Source organism: Pseudonocardia zijingensis (genome assembly GCF_042657305.1).
GTDB classification, from domain to species: domain Bacteria; phylum Actinomycetota; class Actinomycetes; order Mycobacteriales; family Pseudonocardiaceae; genus Pseudonocardia; species Pseudonocardia zijingensis.
In genome coordinates, this window is record NZ_JBHSKO010000015.1 from 153,694 (window position 1) to 173,496 (window position 19,803).

Annotated in this window: 21 protein-coding genes; 10 read left to right on the top strand and 11 right to left on the bottom strand. The window is 73.3% G+C overall.

Translation table 11 applies throughout. The annotated features are described in order from the left end of the window. Positions 1 to 68 precede the first annotated feature (68 nt). From ACFPL3_RS26355 to ACFPL3_RS26365, 3 genes are read left to right on the top strand one after another with little or no spacing between them, the layout of a single operon-like run. Positions 69 to 1,529, top strand: a complete 1,461-nt coding sequence (locus ACFPL3_RS26355; RefSeq protein ID WP_343946272.1) for an amidohydrolase family protein — start codon at positions 69 to 71, stop codon at positions 1,527 to 1,529. Further along, entirely contained in the window at positions 1,526 to 2,464 is a 939-nt protein-coding gene (locus ACFPL3_RS26360) for a fumarylacetoacetate hydrolase family protein (protein ID WP_343946273.1), read from the top strand. The genes ACFPL3_RS26355 and ACFPL3_RS26360 overlap by 4 nt, the downstream gene beginning before the upstream one ends. Positions 2,465 to 2,490: 26 nt before the next feature. Beyond that, positions 2,491 to 3,270, top strand: coding sequence for a cyclase family protein (locus ACFPL3_RS26365; protein WP_343946274.1), 780 nt, complete (start codon positions 2,491 to 2,493; stop codon positions 3,268 to 3,270). On the opposite strand, the gene ACFPL3_RS26370 is transcribed toward ACFPL3_RS26365, so the two are convergent. Beyond that, positions 3,213 to 4,109 carry an EamA family transporter gene (locus tag ACFPL3_RS26370; protein WP_343946275.1) on the bottom strand — a complete coding sequence of 299 codons (897 nt, stop codon included), beginning with the start codon at positions 4,107 to 4,109 and terminating at the stop codon, positions 3,213 to 3,215. The two genes, ACFPL3_RS26365 and ACFPL3_RS26370, sit on opposite strands and share 58 nt — an antisense overlap. 72 nt (positions 4,110 to 4,181) lie before the next feature. Here ACFPL3_RS26370 and ACFPL3_RS26375 point away from each other — a divergent pair, with 72 nt between their 5' ends. Beyond that, a complete protein-coding gene (locus tag ACFPL3_RS26375; protein ID WP_343946276.1) occupies positions 4,182 to 5,063 on the top strand; it encodes a LysR family transcriptional regulator in 882 nt (293 codons plus the stop codon). On the opposite strand, the gene ACFPL3_RS26380 is transcribed toward ACFPL3_RS26375, so the two are convergent. Beyond that, a complete protein-coding gene (locus tag ACFPL3_RS26380; protein ID WP_343946277.1) occupies positions 5,064 to 5,855 on the bottom strand; it encodes a helix-turn-helix transcriptional regulator in 792 nt (263 codons plus the stop codon). Between ACFPL3_RS26380 and ACFPL3_RS26385 the strand changes: the two genes are divergently transcribed. After that, positions 5,787 to 6,392 (top strand): LLM class flavin-dependent oxidoreductase, encoded by a 606-nt coding sequence (locus ACFPL3_RS26385; protein WP_343946294.1) that lies wholly within the window; start codon positions 5,787 to 5,789, stop codon positions 6,390 to 6,392. The genes ACFPL3_RS26380 and ACFPL3_RS26385 overlap by 69 nt on opposite strands. On the opposite strand, the gene ACFPL3_RS26390 is transcribed toward ACFPL3_RS26385, so the two are convergent. Beyond that, positions 6,382 to 6,969 carry a TetR/AcrR family transcriptional regulator gene (locus ACFPL3_RS26390; protein ID WP_343946278.1) on the bottom strand — a complete coding sequence of 196 codons (588 nt, stop codon included), beginning with the start codon at positions 6,967 to 6,969 and terminating at the stop codon, positions 6,382 to 6,384. The two genes, ACFPL3_RS26385 and ACFPL3_RS26390, sit on opposite strands and share 11 nt — an antisense overlap. 99 nt (positions 6,970 to 7,068) lie before the next feature. Here ACFPL3_RS26390 and ACFPL3_RS26395 point away from each other — a divergent pair, with 99 nt between their 5' ends. After that, positions 7,069 to 7,818, top strand: a complete 750-nt coding sequence (locus tag ACFPL3_RS26395) for a class I SAM-dependent methyltransferase (RefSeq protein ID WP_425564238.1) — start codon at positions 7,069 to 7,071, stop codon at positions 7,816 to 7,818. Positions 7,819 to 7,902: 84 nt separating this feature from the next. Here ACFPL3_RS26395 and ACFPL3_RS26400 read toward each other — a convergent pair whose 3' ends face one another. Continuing rightward, on the bottom strand, positions 7,903 to 8,811 hold the full coding sequence (locus ACFPL3_RS26400) for a LysR family transcriptional regulator (protein ID WP_343946280.1): 909 nt from the start codon (positions 8,809 to 8,811) through the stop codon (positions 7,903 to 7,905). Between the two features lie 139 nt (positions 8,812 to 8,950). Between ACFPL3_RS26400 and ACFPL3_RS26405 the strand changes: the two genes are divergently transcribed. Then, positions 8,951 to 10,384, top strand: coding sequence for an MFS transporter (locus ACFPL3_RS26405; RefSeq protein WP_343946295.1), 1,434 nt, complete (start codon positions 8,951 to 8,953; stop codon positions 10,382 to 10,384). An 80-nt stretch (positions 10,385 to 10,464) separates the two neighbouring features. On the opposite strand, the gene ACFPL3_RS26410 is transcribed toward ACFPL3_RS26405, so the two are convergent. Next, complete coding sequence (locus tag ACFPL3_RS26410; protein WP_343946281.1) at positions 10,465 to 10,866, bottom strand: winged helix-turn-helix transcriptional regulator; 402 nt, start codon at positions 10,864 to 10,866, stop codon at positions 10,465 to 10,467. A 53-nt stretch (positions 10,867 to 10,919) separates the two neighbouring features. Here ACFPL3_RS26410 and ACFPL3_RS26415 point away from each other — a divergent pair, with 53 nt between their 5' ends. Beyond that, positions 10,920 to 11,729 carry an alpha/beta fold hydrolase gene (locus tag ACFPL3_RS26415; RefSeq protein WP_343946282.1) on the top strand — a complete coding sequence of 270 codons (810 nt, stop codon included), beginning with the start codon at positions 10,920 to 10,922 and terminating at the stop codon, positions 11,727 to 11,729. Between the two features lie 55 nt (positions 11,730 to 11,784). On the opposite strand, the gene ACFPL3_RS26420 is transcribed toward ACFPL3_RS26415, so the two are convergent. The 3 genes from ACFPL3_RS26420 to ACFPL3_RS26430 all read right to left on the bottom strand — a co-directional run bounded on the left by ACFPL3_RS26420 (position 11,785) and on the right by ACFPL3_RS26430 (position 14,933). Continuing rightward, the gene (locus ACFPL3_RS26420; RefSeq protein WP_343946284.1) at positions 11,785 to 12,462 is read right to left on the bottom strand and encodes a DJ-1/PfpI family protein; all 678 of its coding nucleotides are present in this window, start codon (positions 12,460 to 12,462) and stop codon (positions 11,785 to 11,787) included. Then, on the bottom strand, positions 12,459 to 13,433 hold the full coding sequence (locus ACFPL3_RS26425) for a C-terminal binding protein (RefSeq protein ID WP_343946285.1): 975 nt from the start codon (positions 13,431 to 13,433) through the stop codon (positions 12,459 to 12,461). The genes ACFPL3_RS26420 and ACFPL3_RS26425 overlap by 4 nt, the downstream gene beginning before the upstream one ends. Before the next feature lie 87 nt (positions 13,434 to 13,520). Then, a complete protein-coding gene (locus tag ACFPL3_RS26430; protein WP_343946286.1) occupies positions 13,521 to 14,933 on the bottom strand; it encodes an MFS transporter in 1,413 nt (470 codons plus the stop codon). A gap of 111 nt (positions 14,934 to 15,044) precedes the next feature. Here ACFPL3_RS26430 and ACFPL3_RS26435 point away from each other — a divergent pair, with 111 nt between their 5' ends. Further along, positions 15,045 to 15,725 (top strand): GntR family transcriptional regulator, encoded by a 681-nt coding sequence (locus tag ACFPL3_RS26435; protein WP_343946287.1) that lies wholly within the window; start codon positions 15,045 to 15,047, stop codon positions 15,723 to 15,725. 51 nt (positions 15,726 to 15,776) lie between these two features. On the opposite strand, the gene ACFPL3_RS26440 is transcribed toward ACFPL3_RS26435, so the two are convergent. Both ACFPL3_RS26440 and ACFPL3_RS26445 read right to left on the bottom strand, forming a co-directional pair. After that, a complete protein-coding gene (locus ACFPL3_RS26440) occupies positions 15,777 to 16,541 on the bottom strand; it encodes an HpcH/HpaI aldolase family protein (protein ID WP_343946288.1) in 765 nt (254 codons plus the stop codon). 165 nt (positions 16,542 to 16,706) lie between these two features. Further along, complete coding sequence (locus ACFPL3_RS26445; RefSeq protein ID WP_343946296.1) at positions 16,707 to 17,591, bottom strand: AraC family transcriptional regulator; 885 nt, start codon at positions 17,589 to 17,591, stop codon at positions 16,707 to 16,709. 179 nt (positions 17,592 to 17,770) lie between these two features. Between ACFPL3_RS26445 and ACFPL3_RS26450 the strand changes: the two genes are divergently transcribed. Next, entirely contained in the window at positions 17,771 to 18,856 is a 1,086-nt protein-coding gene (locus ACFPL3_RS26450; protein WP_343946289.1) for an acyl-CoA dehydrogenase family protein, read from the top strand. A 14-nt stretch (positions 18,857 to 18,870) separates the two neighbouring features. Here the strand turns inward: ACFPL3_RS26450 and ACFPL3_RS26455 are convergent, their stop codons facing one another. Continuing rightward, entirely contained in the window at positions 18,871 to 19,746 is an 876-nt protein-coding gene (locus ACFPL3_RS26455) for an alpha/beta fold hydrolase (RefSeq protein WP_343946290.1), read from the bottom strand. Positions 19,747 to 19,803: the final 57 nt, after the last annotated feature.

The following is a 19,803-nucleotide window of genomic DNA, read 5'->3' on the forward strand; positions in this document are numbered from 1 at the left end:
CGGCACATGATCCGGCTCTTCTCGCGCGACATGCTCCCCGCAGGCAACGACGCTCGAGGGAGCACATTATGAGCACACACCGCACCGTGGTGCGCAACGGTCACGTCCTGACGATGGACCCCGCTCTCGGTGATCTCCCCGTCGGTGACGTGCTGATCGAGGACGGTGTGATCACCGCGGTGGCGCCGTCCCTCCCGGTCACCGACGCCGAGGTGCTGGACGCCACCGGGCACCTCGTGCTGCCAGGGCTGATCGACACCCACCGCCACACCTGGCAGTCGCTGGTGCGCGGGATCTGCGGGGACTGGACGCTCGGCGACTACTACTTCGGCATCCGCCTGGGCGTCTCCCCCGCCTTCACCCCCGACGACGTCCGGCTCGGGAACTTCTACGGCGCGGTGGACGCGCTGAACGCCGGGGTCACCACGTTGCTCGACTTCTCCCACTGCAACAACACCCCCGACCACTCCGACGGCGCCGTGCGCGGGCTGCAGGAGGCCGGGATCCGCGCCGCCTTCTGCTACGGCTTCTTCGAGAGCTCGCCGGAGGCGACGGCGTTCGGCGACCACGCGGCGCGCGTCGCCGACTTCCACCGCATCGCCGACACCCACTTCTCCTCCGACGGGCTGCTCACCCTCGGCGTCTCGCTGTCGGAGATCTTCGGCCTGCCCTGGGACCACACCGTCGCCGAGCTCGCCGCCGCCCGCGAGCGGCGCGCCCTGCTCGTCAACCACGCCGGGTGCGTGTTCGGCAGCCCGCTCTGCACCGGGATCACCGAGATGGAGGCGCTGGGCCTGCTCGGCCCGGACATGGTGCACGTGCACTGCTGCAGCTTCGGCGACCCGGAGTGGGAGGCGATCGCCCGCACCGGTGGGAAGGTGTCGATCTCGACGCAGACCGAGATGAACATGGGGTTCGGGCGGCCGGTCTTCGGGCGCAGCCGGCGCCACGGTGTGGCCCCGACGCTGTCGGCCGACGTCGTCTCGCTGAACAGCGGCGACCTGTGGCACGAGCTGCGCTTCGGCCTCAGCTACGCCCGTGCCGACGCCGACCTGCCCGTCAACGCCGCCGGTGCGATGCCCGACGCGGTGTCGTTCACCGCCCGGGAGGCGCTGGGCTGGAGCACCGTGAACGCCGCCGACGCGCTCGGTCTCGGCGATCGGATCGGCTCGCTGACCCCCGGCAAGCGCGCCGACCTCATCCTGGTGGGCGGTCCCGCGCTGGAGCAGCACCCGCGCGTCGACCCCTACGCCACGCTCGTCTTCCAGACCTCCGCGGCCGGCGTCCGGACCGTGCTCGTCGACGGGCGGGTCGTCAAGCGCGACGGTGTGTTCACCGCGACCGACCTCACCGCGCTCACGTCCGAGGCCGACGCGGCCGCCGACCGCATCCTCGCCCGGATCCGCGACGCAGGCCGCGAGCTGCCCGGCACCCCGCCGGGGGCGTGGGCGGCGATCGACCCGATGGCCCGGGAGTACCACGAGCAGGCCATCCGGGCCGTGAAGGACCAGGGAGGGCAGCCGTCGTGAAGTGGGTGACCTACGACGCGGGCGCCGGCGTGCGCACCGGCGTCCTCGACGGGGAGACGGTGCGCGGGCTCCGTCCGGGCGTCGGCCTGCTCGCGCTGCTCGAGGCCGATGCGCTGGCCGAGGCGGGTGACACGGCCCGCCGCGCCCCGGACGAGGTCCGCCCGCTGGCCGACGTCCGGTTGCGCGCACCACTCCCCCGCCCGCCCTCGGTCCGGGACGGCCTGTGCTTCCTCGACCACCTGCGCGGCTGCTACCGCGCGCTCGGGCGCAGTGAGGAGTTGCACCCGGTCTGGTCCGAGCGACCGGGGTTCTACTTCTCCAACGCCGCCGCGATCGTCGGACCCCACGACGACGTCCCGATCGCCCCGGGATCGCAGGCGTTCGACCTGGAGCTCGAGGTCGCCGCGGTGATCGGGTGCGGCGGCCGGGACCTCGATCCCGCCACCGCCGAACGCCACATCGTCGGCTACACCCTCTTCAACGACTGGACCGCGCGCGACCACCAGCTCGGCGACCTCGCCCAGGGCATCGGCATGGGCAAGGCCAAGGACAGCGCCGTGACGCTCGGGCCCGCCCTCGTCACCGCCGACGAGCTGGAGCCGTTCCGCCGCGACGGCCGGCTGGCTCCCACGCTGTCCGCCACCGTCAACGGCGAGGAGATCACCCGCGGCTCGCTCGACCGGATGGACTGGACGTTCGGCGAGCTCCTCGCCTACGTCTCGCGCGGTGTCGACCTGGCTCCGGGAGACGTGATCGGGTCGGGCACCGTGTCCGGCGGCTGCCTGCTCGAGCACGTCGACACCCCCGACCTGACCGGCTTCGCGGGCTGGCTGCGCCCCGGCGACGTCGTCTCCCTGTGCGGGGAGGGTCTGGGCGAGACCCGCCAGACCGTCGTCGCCGGCACCGACGTCATCCCGCTGCGGCCCGGCGCCTGAGCGCCTCGACGACGAGAGGAACCCCGATGCGCGAACTCGTCGACATCTCCGCGCCCCTGCAGGGCGGCATCGCATCCGACCCACCCGGGCTCGGACCGCAGATCGAGTACTACTCGCACGAACAGACCACGAAGGACCTCCTGGCGTTCTTCCCCGGCGCCACCGTCGACGACCTGCCCGACGGGGAGGGCTGGGCGTTCGAGTGGGTGCGGCTCACCACCCACAACGGCACGCACCTCGACGCGCCCTACCACTACTCCGCCACGATGGACGGCGGCGCCGAGGCGATCACCATCGACGAGGTCCCGCTGGAGTGGTGCTTCCAGCCGGCGGTCAAGCTCGACTTCCGCCACTTCCCCGACGGCTACGTCGCCACCGCAGCCGACGTCGAGGCCGAGCTCGGGCGCATCGGCCACGAGCTCTCACCGCTGGAGATCGTCGTGGTCAACACCAGCGCCGGCGCCCGCTACGGCCAGGACGACTACGTGTCCTCCGGATGCGGCATGGGCCGCGACGCCACCCTCTACCTGCTCGAACGCGGTGTCCGCCTCACCGGCACCGACGCGTGGAGCTGGGACGCCCCGTTCGTGCACACCGCCGCCCGCTACGCCGCCGAGAAAGATCCGTCGATCATCTGGGAGGGGCACCGGGCAGGCCGCGAGATCGGCTACTGCCACCTCGAGAAGTTGCACGGCCTGGAGGCGCTCCCCGCGACGGGCTTCGAGATCTCCTGCTTCCCGGTGAAGATTCAGGCCGCCTCCGCGGGCTGGACCCGCGCGGTCGCCGTGTTCGACTCCCCCGGCTGACGGCTGCCCGCCCGCTCGGCACCGATGCCCGCCGCCACCACCAGTGCGATGCCTGCGACCGCCCACCAGCCGGGCAGCTGGCCCAGCACGACCAGGCCGATGACCAGCGCGATCGCCGGTTCGAGGGCCATCAGCACGCCGAACGCGGCGGTGGTCAGCCGGCGCAGGGCGAGCATCTCCAGGCTGAACGGCACGACGGGCAGCAGCACCGCCAGGCCCAGTCCGATCAGGAGCAGCTCGCCGCTGAGTGCTCCGAAGACCTCGGACCCGCTGGACAGTCCCACCACGGCGGTGGCCGTCAGGCCGGCGACGGGCATCGAGACCGCCAGCCCGCGCAGCCCCGACACCTCGTCGCCGACCCGCTGGGTGAGCAGGATGTAGGCCGCCCAGCACGCGGCCGCGGCCAGCGCGTACGCCACCCCGACCGGATCGGCCCCGCCCTGCCACGGCTCGGTCAGCAGCACGACGCCGCCCGCGGCGACCACGGCCCACACCTTCGCCACACCGCGACCGCGGGCGACCGCCACCCCGAGCGGTCCGAGGAACTCCAGCGCGCTCGCCGTGCCGAGCGGGATGCGGGCGACCGCCTCCATGAAGAAGAGGGTGACCGCGGCCGTCACGGTCCCGAGGGCGACCGCCGTGACCAGCGCTCGCCTGCTGAACGCCGACGGGCGGGGCCGGACCAGCACGAACAGGATCACCCCGGCCCACGCCAGCCGCAGCCACGCCGTGCCGTCGGTACCGAGCCGGTCGATCAGCCCGACGGACACGGCCAGCCCGAGCTGGACGCAGAGCATGGAGACGAGCGCGAACGCGGCTCCGGTGCGGGACGGGGTCATGACCCCAGTGAAGGGGAACCACATCGTTCGTGTCCACGTGACTTTCCTGCACACACCGTTCAGGATTCGTGGATGGAGACGCGGCGCCTCGAGTTCCTCGTCGAGCTCGCCCGGCTCGGCTCGATGCGGGAGGTCGGCGAGGCGCTCGGCGTGACCACGTCCACCGTGTCGCAGCAGATCGCGGCGTTGGCCCAGCAGGTGGGAACGCCGCTCGTCGAGCCGGTCGGGCGGCGGGTCCGGCTGACGCCGGCCGGGCGCCGCCTCGCCGACCACGGCATCACGATCCTCGCCGCGGTCGACCTCGCGCGGCGCGACCTCGATCCGGGCGCGGAGCCGGCCGGCACGGTCCGGGTGGCCGGATTCGCCACGGCGATCCGGCGATCGCTACTGCCGTTGCTGCCCGACCTCGCCGCCTCCCACCCGCAGGTGCGGCTCGTCTGCGCGGAGCACGAGCCGAACGAGTCGCTCGCGCTGCTCGCGGACGACGCGGTCGACCTCGCCCTGGTCTACGAGTACGACCTGGCGCCGCGCCCGTTCGACCAGCGGGTGCTGACCACTCCACTGTGGACCGCGGCGTGGGGCCTCGGCGCGCCGGCCGCCGACCCGGACCCCGCAGGCGACTCGGTCGCGGTGTTCCGCCGCTACGCCGACCACGACTGGATCGTGAACTCCCGCAACACCGCCGACGAGGAGGCGGTGGCCGCGCTGGCCGCGCTCGCCGGGTTCACGCCCCGGCTCTCCCATCGCGCCGACAGCCTCAGCCTGGTGGAGGACCTCATCGTCTCCGGGCTCGGGGTGGGCCTCCTGCCCGAGCAGCCGGCCCCGCGGCCAGGGGTCCGGGTGCTGCCGCTGCGCGGACCCGGGGTCCGGCTGCGCGCCCACGCCGTGGTGGCGCGGGGCCGGGAGCGGTGGGCGCCGCTGGCGCTCGTGCTCGACCGGCTGACCGGCCGTTGATCAACGCCTGCGGTACCGGCCCGGCGCCACCCCGAAGTGACGCTTGAACGCCTTCGCGAACGCGAACTCGGACGTGTAGCCCACCTGGCCGGCGACGGCGCCGAGAGCCGCGTCCGACGAGCGCAGCAGGCGCCCGGCGAGCACCATCCGCCACCACGTGAGGTACGCCGGCGGCGGCCGACCGGTCAGTGCGCTGAAGCGGCGCGCGAACGCGGCCCGCGACAGGCCCACTTCGGCGGCGAGGCGCTCGACGGTCCACGGATCGGCCGGCCGCTGGTGGATGTGCCGGAGCGCGGCGTGCACCACGGGATCGGCGAGGGCGGCGGCCCACCCGGCGGGCGCGTCCTGCGCGGGTGCCGTCTCGAGCCACGCGCGGACGATGTAGAGGAGGAGGGCGTCGAGCAGGGCGGTGACGACGGAATCCGATCCGGGCCGGCGGGACTCGAGCTCGGTGCCGAGCAGGTCGACGGCGGCGCGCAGCGCCGGCTGCTGCCCGACCCGGGCCGGGAGGTGGATGACGTCGGGCATCGCGGCCAGCAGCGGGTGGGCGTGCTCGCGGTCGACCCGGTAGGCGCCGCACAGCAACAGGACCGTGCTCGTCTCCCCCGCGGCGGCGGAGGCGTCGACCAGCGGTGACCCCGGCGGCGTGGGCGTGCCGAACTCGACGAACGCAGTGGGCCGCCGCTCATCCGGCAGGCCTTCGGCGTCGACGCCGCACGCCCGATCCGGCACGCCCGCGAGTACCTCACAGCGCTGCGCTCCGCGCTGGAGACGGGCCAGGTGGATCTGCACGGTGAGACGCTGACCGCGGTCACGCCGCTGCCCGTCGTCGTGCCCGGCGCACCGACCCCACCCCCGGTCCTGTTCGCCTCGGTCGGCGAGAAGTCGCTGCGCATGGCGGGCGAGCTGGCCGACGGGACGTTCCCCTATCTCGCGAGCCCGGCCACCCTGGCCGACTCGGTCGTGCCCACCATCTCGGCCGCCGCGGCGTCCGCGGGTCGACCGGCTCCGCGGGTCGTCATGGTGCTGCCGGCCGTCGTCACGTCCGACGTCGAGGGGGTGCGCGAGCGGGCCGCGGCGCACATGGCGTTCTACGACGACGTGCCCGCCGCGCAGATCTCGATGCGCCGCGAGGGTGTCGCGCACGCCCACGAGCTCGCGGTGATCGGCGACGAGGAGACCGTGGCGGCGGCGATCGAGCGCTACGCGGAGGCCGGCGCCACCGAGGTGTCGATCGCGTACACCGACATCGGCACGCCGGAGGAGCAGGCGCGCACGATCGCCCTGATCGGGGAGCTGAACCGGTCCCGCGGGCGCGTCAGCGCATGACCCCGGAGAGCACCGTGGTCACCGCCGTGCGGACGGCCCCGGGCTCGGGCGGGCCGGCCTCGCGGTCGGTGAACAGCAGGTGGGCGGCTCCGATGAGGGTGGGCGCGAGCACGTCGACGTCGGCGTCCGGTGCGATCCGGCCGAGGTCGCGTTCGGCGGCCAGGTAACCGGCGATCATGGCGGCGCCCTCCCCGACCAGCGGGAGCCGCGCGGTGCCCGCCGCGCGCAACCGCGCGCGCAGCTCGTCGCGGGCGATGACGAGCGCCACGATCGCCACCACGACCGGATCGAAGAGCGTGATCAGGGCGCGGGTCAGGGTGTCGGCGACGGTGCCGCTGCCCGCGGCGTCGCGCAGATCGGCGCTCTGGGCCTCGAGCCGGGCGATGCGATCCAGCACCAGGTCGGCGAGGAAGGCGTCGAAGTCGGCGAAGTGGCGGTGCAGCACGCCCTTGGCCACCCCCGCCTCGGTGGTGACCGCCCGGCTCGTGAGACCGGTGACGCCGTCGCGGACGAGCACGCGCTCCGCGGCCTCGAAGAGCTGCCGGCGCGCGTCGTGCAGCGCGACCCCGGTGGGCACAGCGCATCCTCCCCTGCCTAGTGGGCACTTGCCCACTAGAGTGGGCACATGCCCACGCTACCGTCCGCGAAGCCTCCGGCACCGCACACGCACCGCACGATGGCCGAGTCGTTCGGCGTCGACCCCGAGCGATACGACCGCAGCCGTCCCCCGTACCCCGTCGCCGTGATCGAGCGGATCACGGCCGCCGCCCCGGGCACCGACGTGCTCGACGTCGGCTGCGGCACCGGCATCGAGGCCCGGCAGTTCCGCGACGCCGGGGCCACGGTGCTCGGCGTCGAGCCCGACCCGCGGATGGCGGAGATCGCGCGCCGATCCGGCCTGACCGTCGAGGTCGCGACGTTCGAGGCGTGGGATGCAGCGGGCCGCACCTTCGACGTGCTCGTCTGCGGCACGGCGTGGCACTGGGTCGACCCGGTCGCAGGCGCGACCAAGGCGGCGCAGGTCCTGCGGCCGGGCGGGGTGCTCGCACCGTTCGGGCACGTGTACGAGCTCCCGCCGGACGCGGCTGCCGCGCTCGCCGCTGCCTACCGGCGGGCGGCCCCCGACTCGCCGCTCGGCGCCGACGCCCGCTCGATGCTGGACGCCTACCAGGCCCTGTACGACCGGGCCGCGGACGGCATCCGGGAGGCCGGCGGGTTCGGCGAGCCCGAGCTGTGGCGCCACGACTGGGAGCGCGCGTACACCCGCGACGACCTGCTCGACCTGGTGGCGACGTCCGGCGGCCTCACCAGCCTGCCGCCCGACCGCGCGGCGGAGGTGCTGGCGGCGCTGGGCGCCGAGCTGGACGCGACGGTCACCGTCCGGTACGCGACCTGGGGGCTCACCGCCGTCCGGCTACGCGGGTGAGGCCGCCCGGACGCGGTGGTGCGCGCCGCCTGCGAGGCCCAACTCGGCGGCCGGTGCGGCGATTCCCGTCCGCTTCCGGCAGGGTCACGCCCCGTGCTGCGTCACGGCGTGCCGAACGGTGTCGCGCAGCCACCGCTGGGCCGGGTCGGCGTCGAGGCGGGCGTGCCAGATCATCCGCACGCCCACCTCCGGCAGGGCGGCCGGGACGGGGAACCAGCGGAGGCCGAGCGTCGGGCCGTACTGCTCGGCGAGTCGTTGCGGCACGAGCCCGACGTAGCGGCTGGACGCCACCAGGAGCGCGGCGACCGCGTACGTGGGGACGACGGCGGCGACGTGGCGCTTGAGCCCCGCGTCGTCGAGCGCGTCGTCGAGCGGACCCCGCGAACGCCCGCGGCGGGACGCCGAGACGTGGGGATGCCGGCACAGCTGCGCCAGCGTCGGGCGGCGGCGCCGGCCGAGCGGGCTGTCGGCGCGGACGATGCCGACCACGCGGTCCCGATAGAGGTGGGCGGCGCGGATTTCGGGTGCCGCGACCTCGCCCGCGCCGATGTCGAGGTCGACCGAGCCGTCGCGCAGCGCCTCGATGCTCTCGCTGCCCTCCGCGACGAACCGCAGCCGCACGCCGGGGGCCACCGCGGCCGTGGCCTCGACCGCCGCCGTCACCATGGTCGCGGCGACGCCGTCGTTGATGCGGATCGTGAAGGTGCGCTCGAGCTCGGCGACGCTGAGCTCGCGGTCGGCGCTGACCAGCGTCGCCGCTTCGTCGAGGAGCGACCGCACCCGCGGGGCGGCGCGCAGCGCGAACGGCGTGGGGGCCAGCCCACGGCCGGCGCGCACCAGTACCGGGTCGCCCATCGCCCGCCGCAACCTCCCCAGCGCCCGGCTGGTGGCAGGGATGGACAGGTGGAGGCGCTCGGCCGCCGCCGTGACGCTGCCCTCCTGCAGCAGCGCGTCGAACACCCGCAGCAGGTTCAGGTCGAGCTGGTCGGACATGGTTTGCAGGCTACGCAAACAGCTCTTGTCAAAGTTGCGTGGCACGGAGAACACCGACGTCCATAGCGTCGTCGTCATGCCATCGAGAGCTTTGATCCGCGATCGCGCCCCGGTGTCCGGGCGCGGCCTGATGGCGGTCATGTGCGCCTGTGTCGCGCTCGTGGTCGGGATGGTCGCGGCGATCAACCTCGCGGTCCCGATGCTCGCCGCGAGCGGGCTGCACCCGACCGCATCAGGGCTGGTCTGGATCGTCGACACCTACGTGATCGTCTTCGCCTGCCTGGTGATCCCCGGCGGGGCCGCGGGCGACCGCTTCGGGCGCAAAGGCGTGCTGCTGACCGGCATGGTGCTGTTCGCGGCGGGTGCGCTGCTGTCCGCGATCGCGCCGAATGTGGCCGTGGTCCTCGCCGGCCGGGCGGTCACCGGGGTCGGGGCGGCGGCCGTGCTGCCCAACACGCTCGCGGTGCTGCTGCACGCGGTGCCCGCCGAACGCAGGGGCGCGACGATCGCGATCTGGGCGTCGATGACCGGCATCGGCGGCGTCGTCGGGAACCTCGGCGGGGGCGCCGTCCTGTCGTCCGGGTCGTGGCGATGGTTGTTCGCCGCGGCCGCCGTGATCGCGCTCGTGCTCACCGCGACCGTGGCTCGGGTCGCGCCCGTGTCGTCGCGCCACGACCACCGCCTCGACCCGCTCGGCGCGGCGTTGCTCGTCGCCGCTTCCGTGGCGCTGCTGGTCGGGATCGTCCAGGGCCCGGAGGCGGGCTGGGGCAGCGCGGTCGTCATCGGCGGGTTCGCCTGCTCCGCGCTGCTGTTCGCGGCCTGGACGCTCGTCGAGCTGAAGGTCGAACAGCCGCTGCTCGACCCCAGGCTGTTGCGCATCCCGGCCCTGCGCAGCGCCTGCCTCGGCATGACCGCGGTGTTCTTCGGCATGTTCGCGCTGTTCTACGTCAACGCCTCGTTCCTGCAGTACGGCATGGGGTTCGACGTCGTGCAGACCGGCCTCGGGATCCTCCCGCTGACCGTCCCGATCATCCTCGGCGCGCGTCACGTCGGGCGCCTGTCGCAGCGGGTCGGCCTCGACGCCACGATCGCCCTCGCGTTCCTGTTCGTCGGGGGTGGCCTGCTCGGCCTGTCCGCGAGCGACGCGCAGACCTCCTACGCGGGGTACGCGACATGGCTCGTCGTGACCGGGATCGGCGTGGCGCTGGCGCTGCCGGCCCTCTCCGGGGTCATCGCGGGATCGCTGCCACCCGCTCAGGCCGGGGTCGGCACCGGCATGCAGGCCACCACTCGCGAGTTCGGCAGCGCGCTCGGCGTCGCGGTCATCGGCACGGTGCTCACCTCGCGGTTCGTCGCCGCGCTCCCGCCGGACATCCGCGCGGACCACGACCCGCACACCGTTGCGCAGGCTCTCGCCGTCACCGGCCCGGACCGCGCCCCCGAGGTCGTCGCGGCGTTCGTCACAGCCGCGGACGCGGGCCTGCGGGTGACCGGGTGGTCGGTGCTCGTCCTCGGCGCGCTCGTCCTGCTGGAGTCGCTGCTGTCCCGGCGGCGGCTCCCCGAACCGGCGTGACCGACCGGTCACGCCCGATCACCGAAGGACGAGCGGACCGACGTTGGTCGAGGACATCCGAACCGGCGCCCACGCCACCATCAGCGCGTGACCCTCCGATTCGCGTCGACGATCGCCATGTGCTGTTCCGCCCACGTGCGCAGGACTCCCAGTGGCCCGTCGAGGGAGCGCCCGAGGTCGGTGAGCGAGTAGTGCACGCGGGGCGGCACCGTGGCCTCCACCCGGCGCGCCACGAGGCCGTCGCGGCACAGGTTCTTGAGGGTCTGCGACAGCATCTTGTGCGAGATGCCGGGGGCGCGGCGGGCGAGGTCGGCGAATCCGACTTCGGGCGGGTCCGCCTCGGCGAGCACCTTGACCAGCATCGACGTCCACTTGTCGCCGATCCGGTCCAGCAGCTCCCGGGTCGGGCAGGCGGGGTCGAAGAGGTCGCCGGTTACCGCCGCCTCACCAGGTGAGGGCGAAGTGCCGTCTTGTGGCCGCACGTCTCGGTCACCACCCTTCAGCAGGTAACCGATGGTAACCAGGAGGCGACGGCATGGAACTGCGACGGATCCACACCAACAGCACCGTGCTGAACGTGGCAGTGGACGGCGACGGTCCAGCCGTGCTCCTGCTCCACGGCTGGCCGCACACGTGGCAGGTGTGGAGCCTCGTGATGCCGCTGCTGGAGCCGGACCACCGGGTCGTCGCCCCCGACCTGCGCGGCCTCGGGGACAGCGCCCGCGTGCGGGACGGTTTCGACGCGGTGACCGGCGCCGCCGACATGGTGGGGGTGCTCGACGCGCTGGGGATCGACCGCGCCGACGTCGTGGCCGTCGACGCGGGTGTCCCGACCGCGTTCCTGCTCGGCACCCGCCACCCCGAGCGCGTCCGGCGGCTCGTCCTCATGGAAGGGCTGCTCCCGGGCCTGCCCGGCGGCTTCCCCACCCCGCCGTGGTGGTTCGGCTTCCACGCCGTCCCCGGGTTGGCCGAGACCGTCCTCGAGGGGCACGAGGCCGAGTACGTCGACTGGTTCCTGAAGTCCGGGACCCACGCCGGCGAGGGAGCACCGCCGCACGTGCGGGACGCCTTCGTGCGCGCCTACACCGGCCGGGAGGCCCTGCGCTGCGGCTTCGGCTTCTACCGGGCCGCCGAGCAGAACGCCGAGGCGGTCCGCGCGGCGGGACGGCTCCGCGTCCCGACCCTCGCCCTCGGCGCGGCGGCGGTCGGCGACCTGCTGCACCGGCAGCTGCAGCCGATCACCGACGACCTGGAGGGGGAGATCGTGGAGGACAGCGGCCACCTCATCCCCCTGGACCGCCCCGACGTCGTCGCCGCCCGGGTCTGTCGACCAGCGAGCCGGTAGATCCACGTCGGGGACATCGTGGGCGAGCCCTTTCCGGGTCCGGGTCGGTGGGAGATCAGGTCAGGGCGGTGGCGGGCACGACGCCGCCGATCCGCCCGAGCTTCTCGCCGAACTTCGCGCGGAGCGCCTCGATGACCTCGGCGGGGGCGGTGCTGGGGTGCCCGGAGCCGAACGGCGGAGCGGGGTTGTACTCGATGTAGAGCTGGATCATCTGGGCGTACGTGGCGTCCTCGATGTCCGCCATCAGCTCGAGCGCGAAGTCGACGCACGCCGTCACCCCGCCGCCGCTCCAGAACTTCCCGTCGCGGACCGTCCGCGCCGGGTCCGGGATGGCCCCGTACTGCCGGAGCTGGTCGAGGAAGGCCCAGTGGGTGGCGCTGCGGCGGCCCTGCAGCAGACCGGTCTGCCCGAGGATCAACGAACCGGTGCAGATGGACGCCACGTAGCGGGCGTCCTCGCCGAGGCGCCGAAGCTGCTCGAGCATGCCGGGAGTGGTCGCGGCGCTCATGTCCGCGGTGCCGCCGACGAACAGCAGGTCGCAGCGCTCGACGTCGCTGAGCTTCTCGACGTCCCGCAGCGGCAGGCCGAGCGCGCCCGTGAGGTCTCCACCGTCCTCGCTGGCGAGCCGCAGGTTCGCCCCGGGAAGGTGCGCGAACACCTCGTAGGCGCCGAGGAAATCCAGCTGCGCGCACCGCGGCCACAGCGCGAAGACGATGTCGAAGGTCTTGGTCATCCCACACTCCCATGGTTCGGCAGCCGGTTCACCGGCGTGCGCGGCGCCTCGCCGCGCAGGATGCGGGCCGACTCCTCGACCACCTTCCGCTTCAGCTCGTCCACCGATTCCTCGCTCCAGTGCGCCGCGTGCGGGGTGAGCACGGCCGCCTCGCAGGTCAGCAAGGGGTTGGCCGGGTCGACCGGCTCGGACTCGAAGACGTCGATCCCGGCTCCGAAGAGGTGACCGGAGCGCAGCGCGCCGGCGAGCGCGACCTCGTCGACGAGACCGCCGCGCGAGACGTTCACCAGGACCGCACCCTTCTTCATCCGCGCGAGGGCAGCGCCGTCGATGACGTTCCGCGTGGACTCGAGCAGGGGAACGTGCAGCGAGAGCACGTCCGACCGGGCGAGCAGCTCCTCGCCGTCGACCAGCTCGACGCCCAGCTGCGCGACGTCCGGCTGCCGGACCGCCGGGTCGTGCCCGATCACCGTGTAGCCGAGCGAGCCGGCGATCTCGGCGACCCGCCGCCCGATGCGGCCGAGCCCGTAGACGCCGAAGGTCTGCACGTCGGGCCGGTGCACACCGGGCACCGACCAGTCCGCCCAGCCGGAGGAGCGCATCCCGGCGTCGAGGGCGGGGAGCCTGCGCTGCACGGCGAGGGTGAGGGCGATGGCGTGCACGGCCACCTCGCGGTAGTTCGCATCCGGCACGTTGCTCACCCAGATGCCGTGCTCGGTGGCCGCGTCGAGGTCGACGGTGTCGAACCCGATGCCGCAGCGGGTGATCGCCCGGCAGCGGCCGAGTCCCTCGATGACGGTGCGGCTGATCTCCTCGACGACGACGATCAGCGCGTCGGCGTCCGCGGCGCCGGCGAGGATCGCCTCCTCGCTCGACCCGTCGATCACCTGGAACTCGACGTCGAGTCCGTCATAGGCGCGCAGGTCCTCGTCGCTGAACTCGATCAGCTTGCTGGTGCAGACCACCTTCACCGGGCGCCGCCTGTGGCGAGCCGGGTCGCAGCCGTCGGGCGGCAGCGCGGTCGATGGGTCGGCATGGCGTTCTCCTCGCAACTGCGGTCAGGGGTGGACGGGGTAGCCCTTGAGGGCCGGGGTCTCGGCGTGCTCCCGGGCGGTGAAGAGAGGCCGGCCGACCAGCACGCCCGCGAGCGTCATGAGCTGGGCGGCGGCGAGGATGCCCGCGACGATCCACGGCTCCCCGCGCAGCACCCCGACGAGGAAGGCCGCGAGGAGCGGCGTCGGACCGGCGACGAGCGCACCCTGCAGTTCCCGGGACGAGAACAGCCCGGAGGAGCGGTACTCGGCCCGGAACAGGGCGGGCATGATCACCGCATGGGCGGCGGCCGCGGCGGCCCAGCCGAACGCGTTGAGCGCCACGCTCGCGAGGATGATCGGCACGATCGCGCCGGTCCGGAGGATGGCGACGTAGGGCAGCGCCAGCAGCAGGGCGCCCGCGACGCCGATGAACATGACGCGGCGGACACCGATGACGTCGCCGATCCGGCCGAACACCAGCAGGGCGAGGAACCCGCTCCCGAAGACCGCGCAGGACATCAGCAACGCGTAGCTGCCCGGCAGCTGGAGCACGCCGCTGACGTAGCTGATGGCGAAGGCGCTGGTGATGTAGCTGGTGACGTTCAGGCCCGAGGGCACGAGGAAGCCGGCCACCCAGTTGCGGGGACTGGCCTTGACGGCGTCGGCCATCGCGACGAGCGGGTTGCGCTGCGCCTGGGCGAGCTCACCGCGCTGACGTTCCCGCTGAACCTCCTCGAACTCGGGGGACTCCAGCATCGTCCGGCGCAGCACGAGCCCGCTGCCGGTGAAGACCGCGCTCATCAGGAACGGGATGCGCCAGCCGAAGCTCGAGAAGTCCTCCTCGGAGAACAGGGTGCTGGTCACCGCGAAGAGGACCGAGGCGGTCAGGACGCCGAGGGTCGCGCCTGCCATCGCCAACGAGGACAGGTAGGACTTGCGCCGGGCCACCGCGCTCTCGTTGGCGATGATGATCGCCCCCGCCATCTCGGCGCCGGCCCCGAACCCCTGTGCCACCCGCATGAGGAGCAGCAGCAGCGGCGCCCAGATGCCGATGGCGGCGTACGAGGGGAGCATGCCGATGATCGTCGTGGACGAGCCGACGAGCACGAGCGAGAAGATCAGCACCGGCCGGCGGCCGAAGCGGTCGGACGCCGCACCGAGCACGATGCCGCCCACGGGACGCGCGATGAAGCCGACCGCGAACGCGGCGAAGGTCGCGAGCAGGGCCACCTGCGCGGACTGGCCGCTGAAGAAGACCTTCGAGATGACCAGGCCCGCGGCGACGGTGTAGAGGCCGTAGTCGTACCACTCGATCGCGGTACCGACACCCGCCGCGACTGCGGTACGGGTGCCGGAGCGCGCCGAGCGCTCGGCGCCGTTCGACGGTGAACGGGGCGCCATCGGTGGTGGCGTGGTCATCGGGGGCTCCGTGGTCATCGGGGTTCCTTCCCGTCGGCGGTGACGTCGGCTCGTGGCCTGGCGAGAACGTACGGGCCGGACCGTGTTTTGTCGACAGTCGACGGAATATTTTTCCGGTAGAGTGCCCCCATGACCGCGCCGGACCCCACCACCCAGTTCGAGCAGATCCATGTGGGTTCGCTGGTGGACGAGGCGCGACGGCAGATCCGGCACCACATCCTCACCGGCCGGCTCCGACCCGGTGAGCGCCTCCGGGATTCGGTGCTCGCCGAGGAGATGGGCGTGAGCCGATCACCGGTCCGCGAGGCGCTGCGCCTCCTCGAGCAGGCAGGACTCGTCGAGAAGACGAACAACCGCTCCTACCGGATACCGGCGTTCGCACCGGAGGACGTCCACGAGCTGGCCGCCCTGCGGGCCGCCGACGAGATCCTCGCGATCCGCACGATCGTCACGAAGCGGATCCCGCTCGACCGCCTGACCGCCGCCATCGAGGCCATCACGGCAGCCGGGAGCGATCCGACGAAGGCGCTCGCCGCAGACGCCGCCTTCCACTTCGAGGTCGTCCGCCTGGCCGGCCTGCCCCGGCTGGCCGAGCGCTACGAGCGGCTGATCGACCAGATCCGGCTCGTACTGCGGGCCAACGAGATCGAGACCTGGCACCGCACTCCCTCGGTGGCCGCAGTCCACCAGCGACTCCTCGACCTCCTGCAGGCGGCCGCCGAGGGTGGCGACGTCACCGAGCTCGTCCGCGCCTGGGAGGACCACGTCCTGCGCGGCATGGCGGCACCGCAGGTGCTCGCCCCGATCTGAGCAGCGGGAGCAGACCCTCGTTCGCCACCTGCTCCCGCCCGACGGCGTCGCTCAGACGGCGGTCAGACCGCGGATCCGGTCGATGGCCTCGATGTCGGCCGCGGCACCCGCGCTCACGTAGCCGATGTCGGTGCTGAACAGCACGAAGTCCGCGCCGTGGTCGACCATCCGCTGCGCGACATCGGCGGTGAAGACGTACGCGCCGTAGTGCTTGCCGTGCCGCTTCGCGCTGTCGCCGATGGCCTCGAAGGCGTGCCACACCTGCGGGTCGTCGATCCCCGCCGCGACGTCGGCGCCCAGGCTGAGCGCCATGTCCGACGGCCCCATGACCGCCCCGTCGATGCCGTCGACGGCGAGGATCGCGTCGAGGTTCGCCAGCGCTGTGGACGTCTCGATCATCACCAGCGCGAGCACGTCCTCGTCCGCCGCGGCGGGTGTCGGGTGCAGCCGCGGCGCCCCCCAGGAGCGAGTGCCCCGCGGCGGGAACCGGGTGTGGTCCCGCACGATGTGCGCCTGCTCGAGCGTGTTGACCATCGGCGCGATGATCCCCCGGGCGCCCAGGTCCAGTGCCCGCTCGATACCGATCGGGTCGCTCTCCCCCACGCGCACCAGCGGCGTGGTGCCGCCGAGTTCCAGCGCGTGCAGCAGAGCCGGGATCCGGTCCTCCGTCACGAACGCGTGTTGCTGCTCGATGACGACCCAGTCGAACCCGGCGGCAGCCATGGTGTGCGCCGTGGAGATCGCCGGGATGCCCAGCATGGCCCCGAAGGCGGGCTCGTTGTCGCGCCACCGACGGCGGACGATGTTCTCGGTCATGCGCACCCTTCGTCAGATTTCGGACGGTGTCGTCCTCGCCCTCGACCCTACGATCACAAACGTATTTTGTCGACAGTACGCAGAAATGTGCGGCGCACCGACGATCCGACGTCGGGAGCTACGGCCGGGCGCTGACCAGCCAGGGCTGAGTCCGGCTGACCCGGATCAGGCCGAGCCGCGGGCGGCCGCGTCGCGGCGGAAGCGACCCGGCCGCAGCCCGTACTCGCGACGGAACGCATCCGAGAAGGCGGCCTCCGTGGCGTACCCGACCTCGCGCGCGATCGTGGCCAGCGGCGCCTCGCTCGCCTGGAGCAGCCGAGCACCTCGGCCCAGCCGGACGCTCGTCATGTAGCTCGTCGGCGGTTGGCCGACCGCAGTGGTGAACCGCTTCGTGAACGTCGTCCGGTTCATGCCCACCGCCGCGCTCAGCTCACCGACGCTCCACACGCGGCGCGGGTCTGCGTGGATCTTGTGCAGGGCAGCGGCGACGACCGCGTCGTCGGTGGCCGGCCACCCGGCCGCGCTGTGCTTCTCGTGCCACTGGCGCAGCGCGTGGACCAGGATCAGGTCCAGCAGCGCAGGCATCGTCGCCCCGCGCCCCATCGCCGCGCCGCTCACGTCGGCGCGCAGCAGGTCGACCAGCGTGCGCATCTCGGGATGGCGGTCGTAGTCCAGCGACACCACCATGAAATCGGGCAGCGCGCGCAGGTACTGCGGCGCCTGACCCCGCTCGAGCACGTAGCAGCAGGTCAGGAACTCGAACGCGACGGCCTGCCCGGTCGGCGCAGCCACGAGCACGGGTGGCAGGTCGTCGAGCGCACAGGGCACGGGGCTGAGGCCGTGCTCCCCACCGGCCGAGCTGAGCACGACGTCACCCGGCGCCAGCGCAACCGGCTCCTCGCCTTCCCTGATCAGCCAGCAGGTGCCGCTCACGATGACGTGCGCACCGGTTCCGGAGATGGCGGGAAGCCGCAGCCCCCGGGAGCCCGGCTGCCTGATCAGCCGGCCGTAGGCGCTGCCGACCCGGACCGCGCGGATCACCTCGCTCATCAGGTCCACGACGCCAGTCCTCCAGCACTGTCCGGTGCACGGCCTCGTATGAACCGGTGCAGCTCACGGATGGTCGAGTGCCTGCGATCGCTGCTTGGGTCGAGGTCGTGATCGATCACGATACTGACCTGCGCGTCGCCGAGGCCACGGACACGGCTGATGTGCGGGAGGCTCGCGCGGTGCTCGCAGCGCACGCGGCGGCCACCGAGGAGCGGGGACGACCGACGACCGAGAGCCTCGCCGCGGCGCGCGGGGTGGGCGCGTTCGCCGCGACCACCCCGGCCCGGTACGGCGGCCTCGACGCCGACAGCCGCACGATGGTGGATCTGTTCGTCGAGCTGGGCGCCGGGTGCCCGTCGACGTCCTGGCTCGCGGCCGTGTCGGCCACCGCCAAGTCGATGTTCACCGACTGGATGTCCGCCGAGGCTCAGGACGCCTTCTACGCCGATCCGCACGTCTCGATCTGCGGCACCGCCCGGCCGGCCGGGCACGCCCGGACCGTGGCCGGCGGAACCCGGATCACCGGGTCCTGGTCCTACGCCTCGGGCTGCCTGGACTCCCCCTGGGCGATGGTGGGAGCAGCCGTGATCGACGACGCGCCGGCCGACCGGCCGTACCTGGTGCTGCTGCCCACGGGGCAGCTGACGGTCGAGCGCACCTGGGACGGCGCCACCGGCCTGCGCGGCACGGGCAGCCACACGCTCGTGGCCGACGACGTGTTCGTGCCGGACGCGTTCCTGATGACGCTCCCCCGCGACGCGGACGGCACCCCGCTCCCGCCCACCGATGCGCGCCGGATGCAGGTCGCGCTGCACACCGTCTCGCCACTGCTCGGCGCGGCGAAGGGGGCGCTCGAGGTGGTCGAGCCGCTGATGAGGGCCGACCGCCCGGTGTTCGGCACCCCCTACCGGCGCCGCACCGATTCGCCGTCGGCACGCCGGACCTTCGCCGACGCCGCCCAGCTCGTCCGCACCGCCGAGCACCGCACACGTGCCGTCGCCGACGTGCTGGACACCGCGGAGCGCGGTGGTCCGGTCCCGCCCGTCGAGTTCGCCCACGCCCGGATGCAGCTGATGGCCGCGGTGCAGGAGTGCAGGCGCGCGGTGGAGCAACTCCTCGACCTGCACGGGTCCAGCGCCTTCGCGCCCGGGAACCCGCTGGGCCGGTTCTGGCGCGACCTCGCGGTCGGCACCCGCCACGCCGCGATCAACCCCTGGGTGGCCGCCGACGACTACGCCCGCGTCCTCAGCGGAGACGACGCGTAGCCGTCCTCGTCGGGTCAGAGCCGGATCAGACCGGCGACCTCTTCCGGCAGGCCGGGTGAGGTCATGACGTGGCCCATCCCGGGCACGACGTGCAGCACCGCACCCGGGATCGCGGCGGCCAGGGCCTCCCCGTGACCGAGCGGGTGGATCGGGTCCTGGTCGCCGTGCACGATCGAGGTCGGCACCACGATCGACGACAGCGGCGCGAGCAGGCCGGGGTCGTGCATCCAGACGGCCCGATGGTGGTTGGCCGCGGCCGCCGGGTCGGTGGCCCGTACGAGGGCCAGCTCCAGCATCGAGCGGGCGGCCGGCTCGTCGAACGGCCGAACCGGCCCGTTGAAGACCCGGAACAGGGCCACGTCGGACTCCACACCGGGCGGCAGCCCGGCGGCCTGGTGGGCGAGGAACGCCGGCGAGGGCGGCGGCAGGTCGTCCGGGTCGGGCGGCTCCCCGGCCTGCGCCCGCGCCCACGCGGCGCTCGGATCATGACCCATCGGCGAGCTGGACATCACGGTCAGGGAACGGACCCGGTCCGGGGCGTGCACGGCCAGCCACTGCGCGATCATGCCGCCGAGGGACGTCCCGGCCACGTGGGCCGACGCCAGCCCGTATCCGTCCAGCACGGCCAGGCAGTCGCGGGCCATGTCCCCGATCGTGTACGGGTGGGCGTCGAAGTCGACGACGCTGGACCGCCCGGTGTCCCGGTGATCGAACCGGATCACCTGGACCCCGCGCTCGACGAGGCGACCGACCAGCTCGTCGGGGCAACTGATCCCCTGCGCCGCCGCCCCCATGATCATCAGAACGGCAGGACGCCCGGGGCCACCCACCCGTTCCGTCCAGATCCGCAGCGGCCCGGAAGCCACGAAGCGCTCCTGCGCATCCCCCACGGCTGGACGGTAGCGGCCACATCAACCGCATAACGGGCGAGCCGCACACCACAGCCT

Bases quoted from the DNA above. Each gene is read 5' to 3' on its own strand.
- ACFPL3_RS26355 (WP_343946272.1), top strand. From the start codon at position 69: ATGAGCACACACCGCACCGTGGTGCGCAACGGTCACGTCCTGACGATG.
- ACFPL3_RS26365 (WP_343946274.1), top strand. From the start codon at position 2,491: ATGCGCGAACTCGTCGACATCTCCGCGCCCCTGCAGGGCGGCATCGCA.
- ACFPL3_RS26370 (WP_343946275.1), bottom strand. From the start codon at position 4,109: ATGACCCCGTCCCGCACCGGAGCCGCGTTCGCGCTCGTCTCCATGCTC.
- ACFPL3_RS26375 (WP_343946276.1), top strand. From the start codon at position 4,182: ATGGAGACGCGGCGCCTCGAGTTCCTCGTCGAGCTCGCCCGGCTCGGC.
- ACFPL3_RS26395 (WP_425564238.1), top strand. From the start codon at position 7,069: ATGGCCGAGTCGTTCGGCGTCGACCCCGAGCGATACGACCGCAGCCGT.
- ACFPL3_RS26400 (WP_343946280.1), bottom strand. From the start codon at position 8,811: ATGTCCGACCAGCTCGACCTGAACCTGCTGCGGGTGTTCGACGCGCTG.
- ACFPL3_RS26405 (WP_343946295.1), top strand. From the start codon at position 8,951: ATGTGCGCCTGTGTCGCGCTCGTGGTCGGGATGGTCGCGGCGATCAAC.
- ACFPL3_RS26415 (WP_343946282.1), top strand. From the start codon at position 10,920: ATGGAACTGCGACGGATCCACACCAACAGCACCGTGCTGAACGTGGCA.
- ACFPL3_RS26420 (WP_343946284.1), bottom strand. From the start codon at position 12,462: ATGACCAAGACCTTCGACATCGTCTTCGCGCTGTGGCCGCGGTGCGCG.
- ACFPL3_RS26430 (WP_343946286.1), bottom strand. From the start codon at position 14,933: ATGACCACGGAGCCCCCGATGACCACGCCACCACCGATGGCGCCCCGT.
- ACFPL3_RS26435 (WP_343946287.1), top strand. From the start codon at position 15,045: ATGACCGCGCCGGACCCCACCACCCAGTTCGAGCAGATCCATGTGGGT.
- ACFPL3_RS26440 (WP_343946288.1), bottom strand. From the start codon at position 16,541: ATGACCGAGAACATCGTCCGCCGTCGGTGGCGCGACAACGAGCCCGCC.
- ACFPL3_RS26445 (WP_343946296.1), bottom strand. From the start codon at position 17,591: ATGAGCGAGGTGATCCGCGCGGTCCGGGTCGGCAGCGCCTACGGCCGG.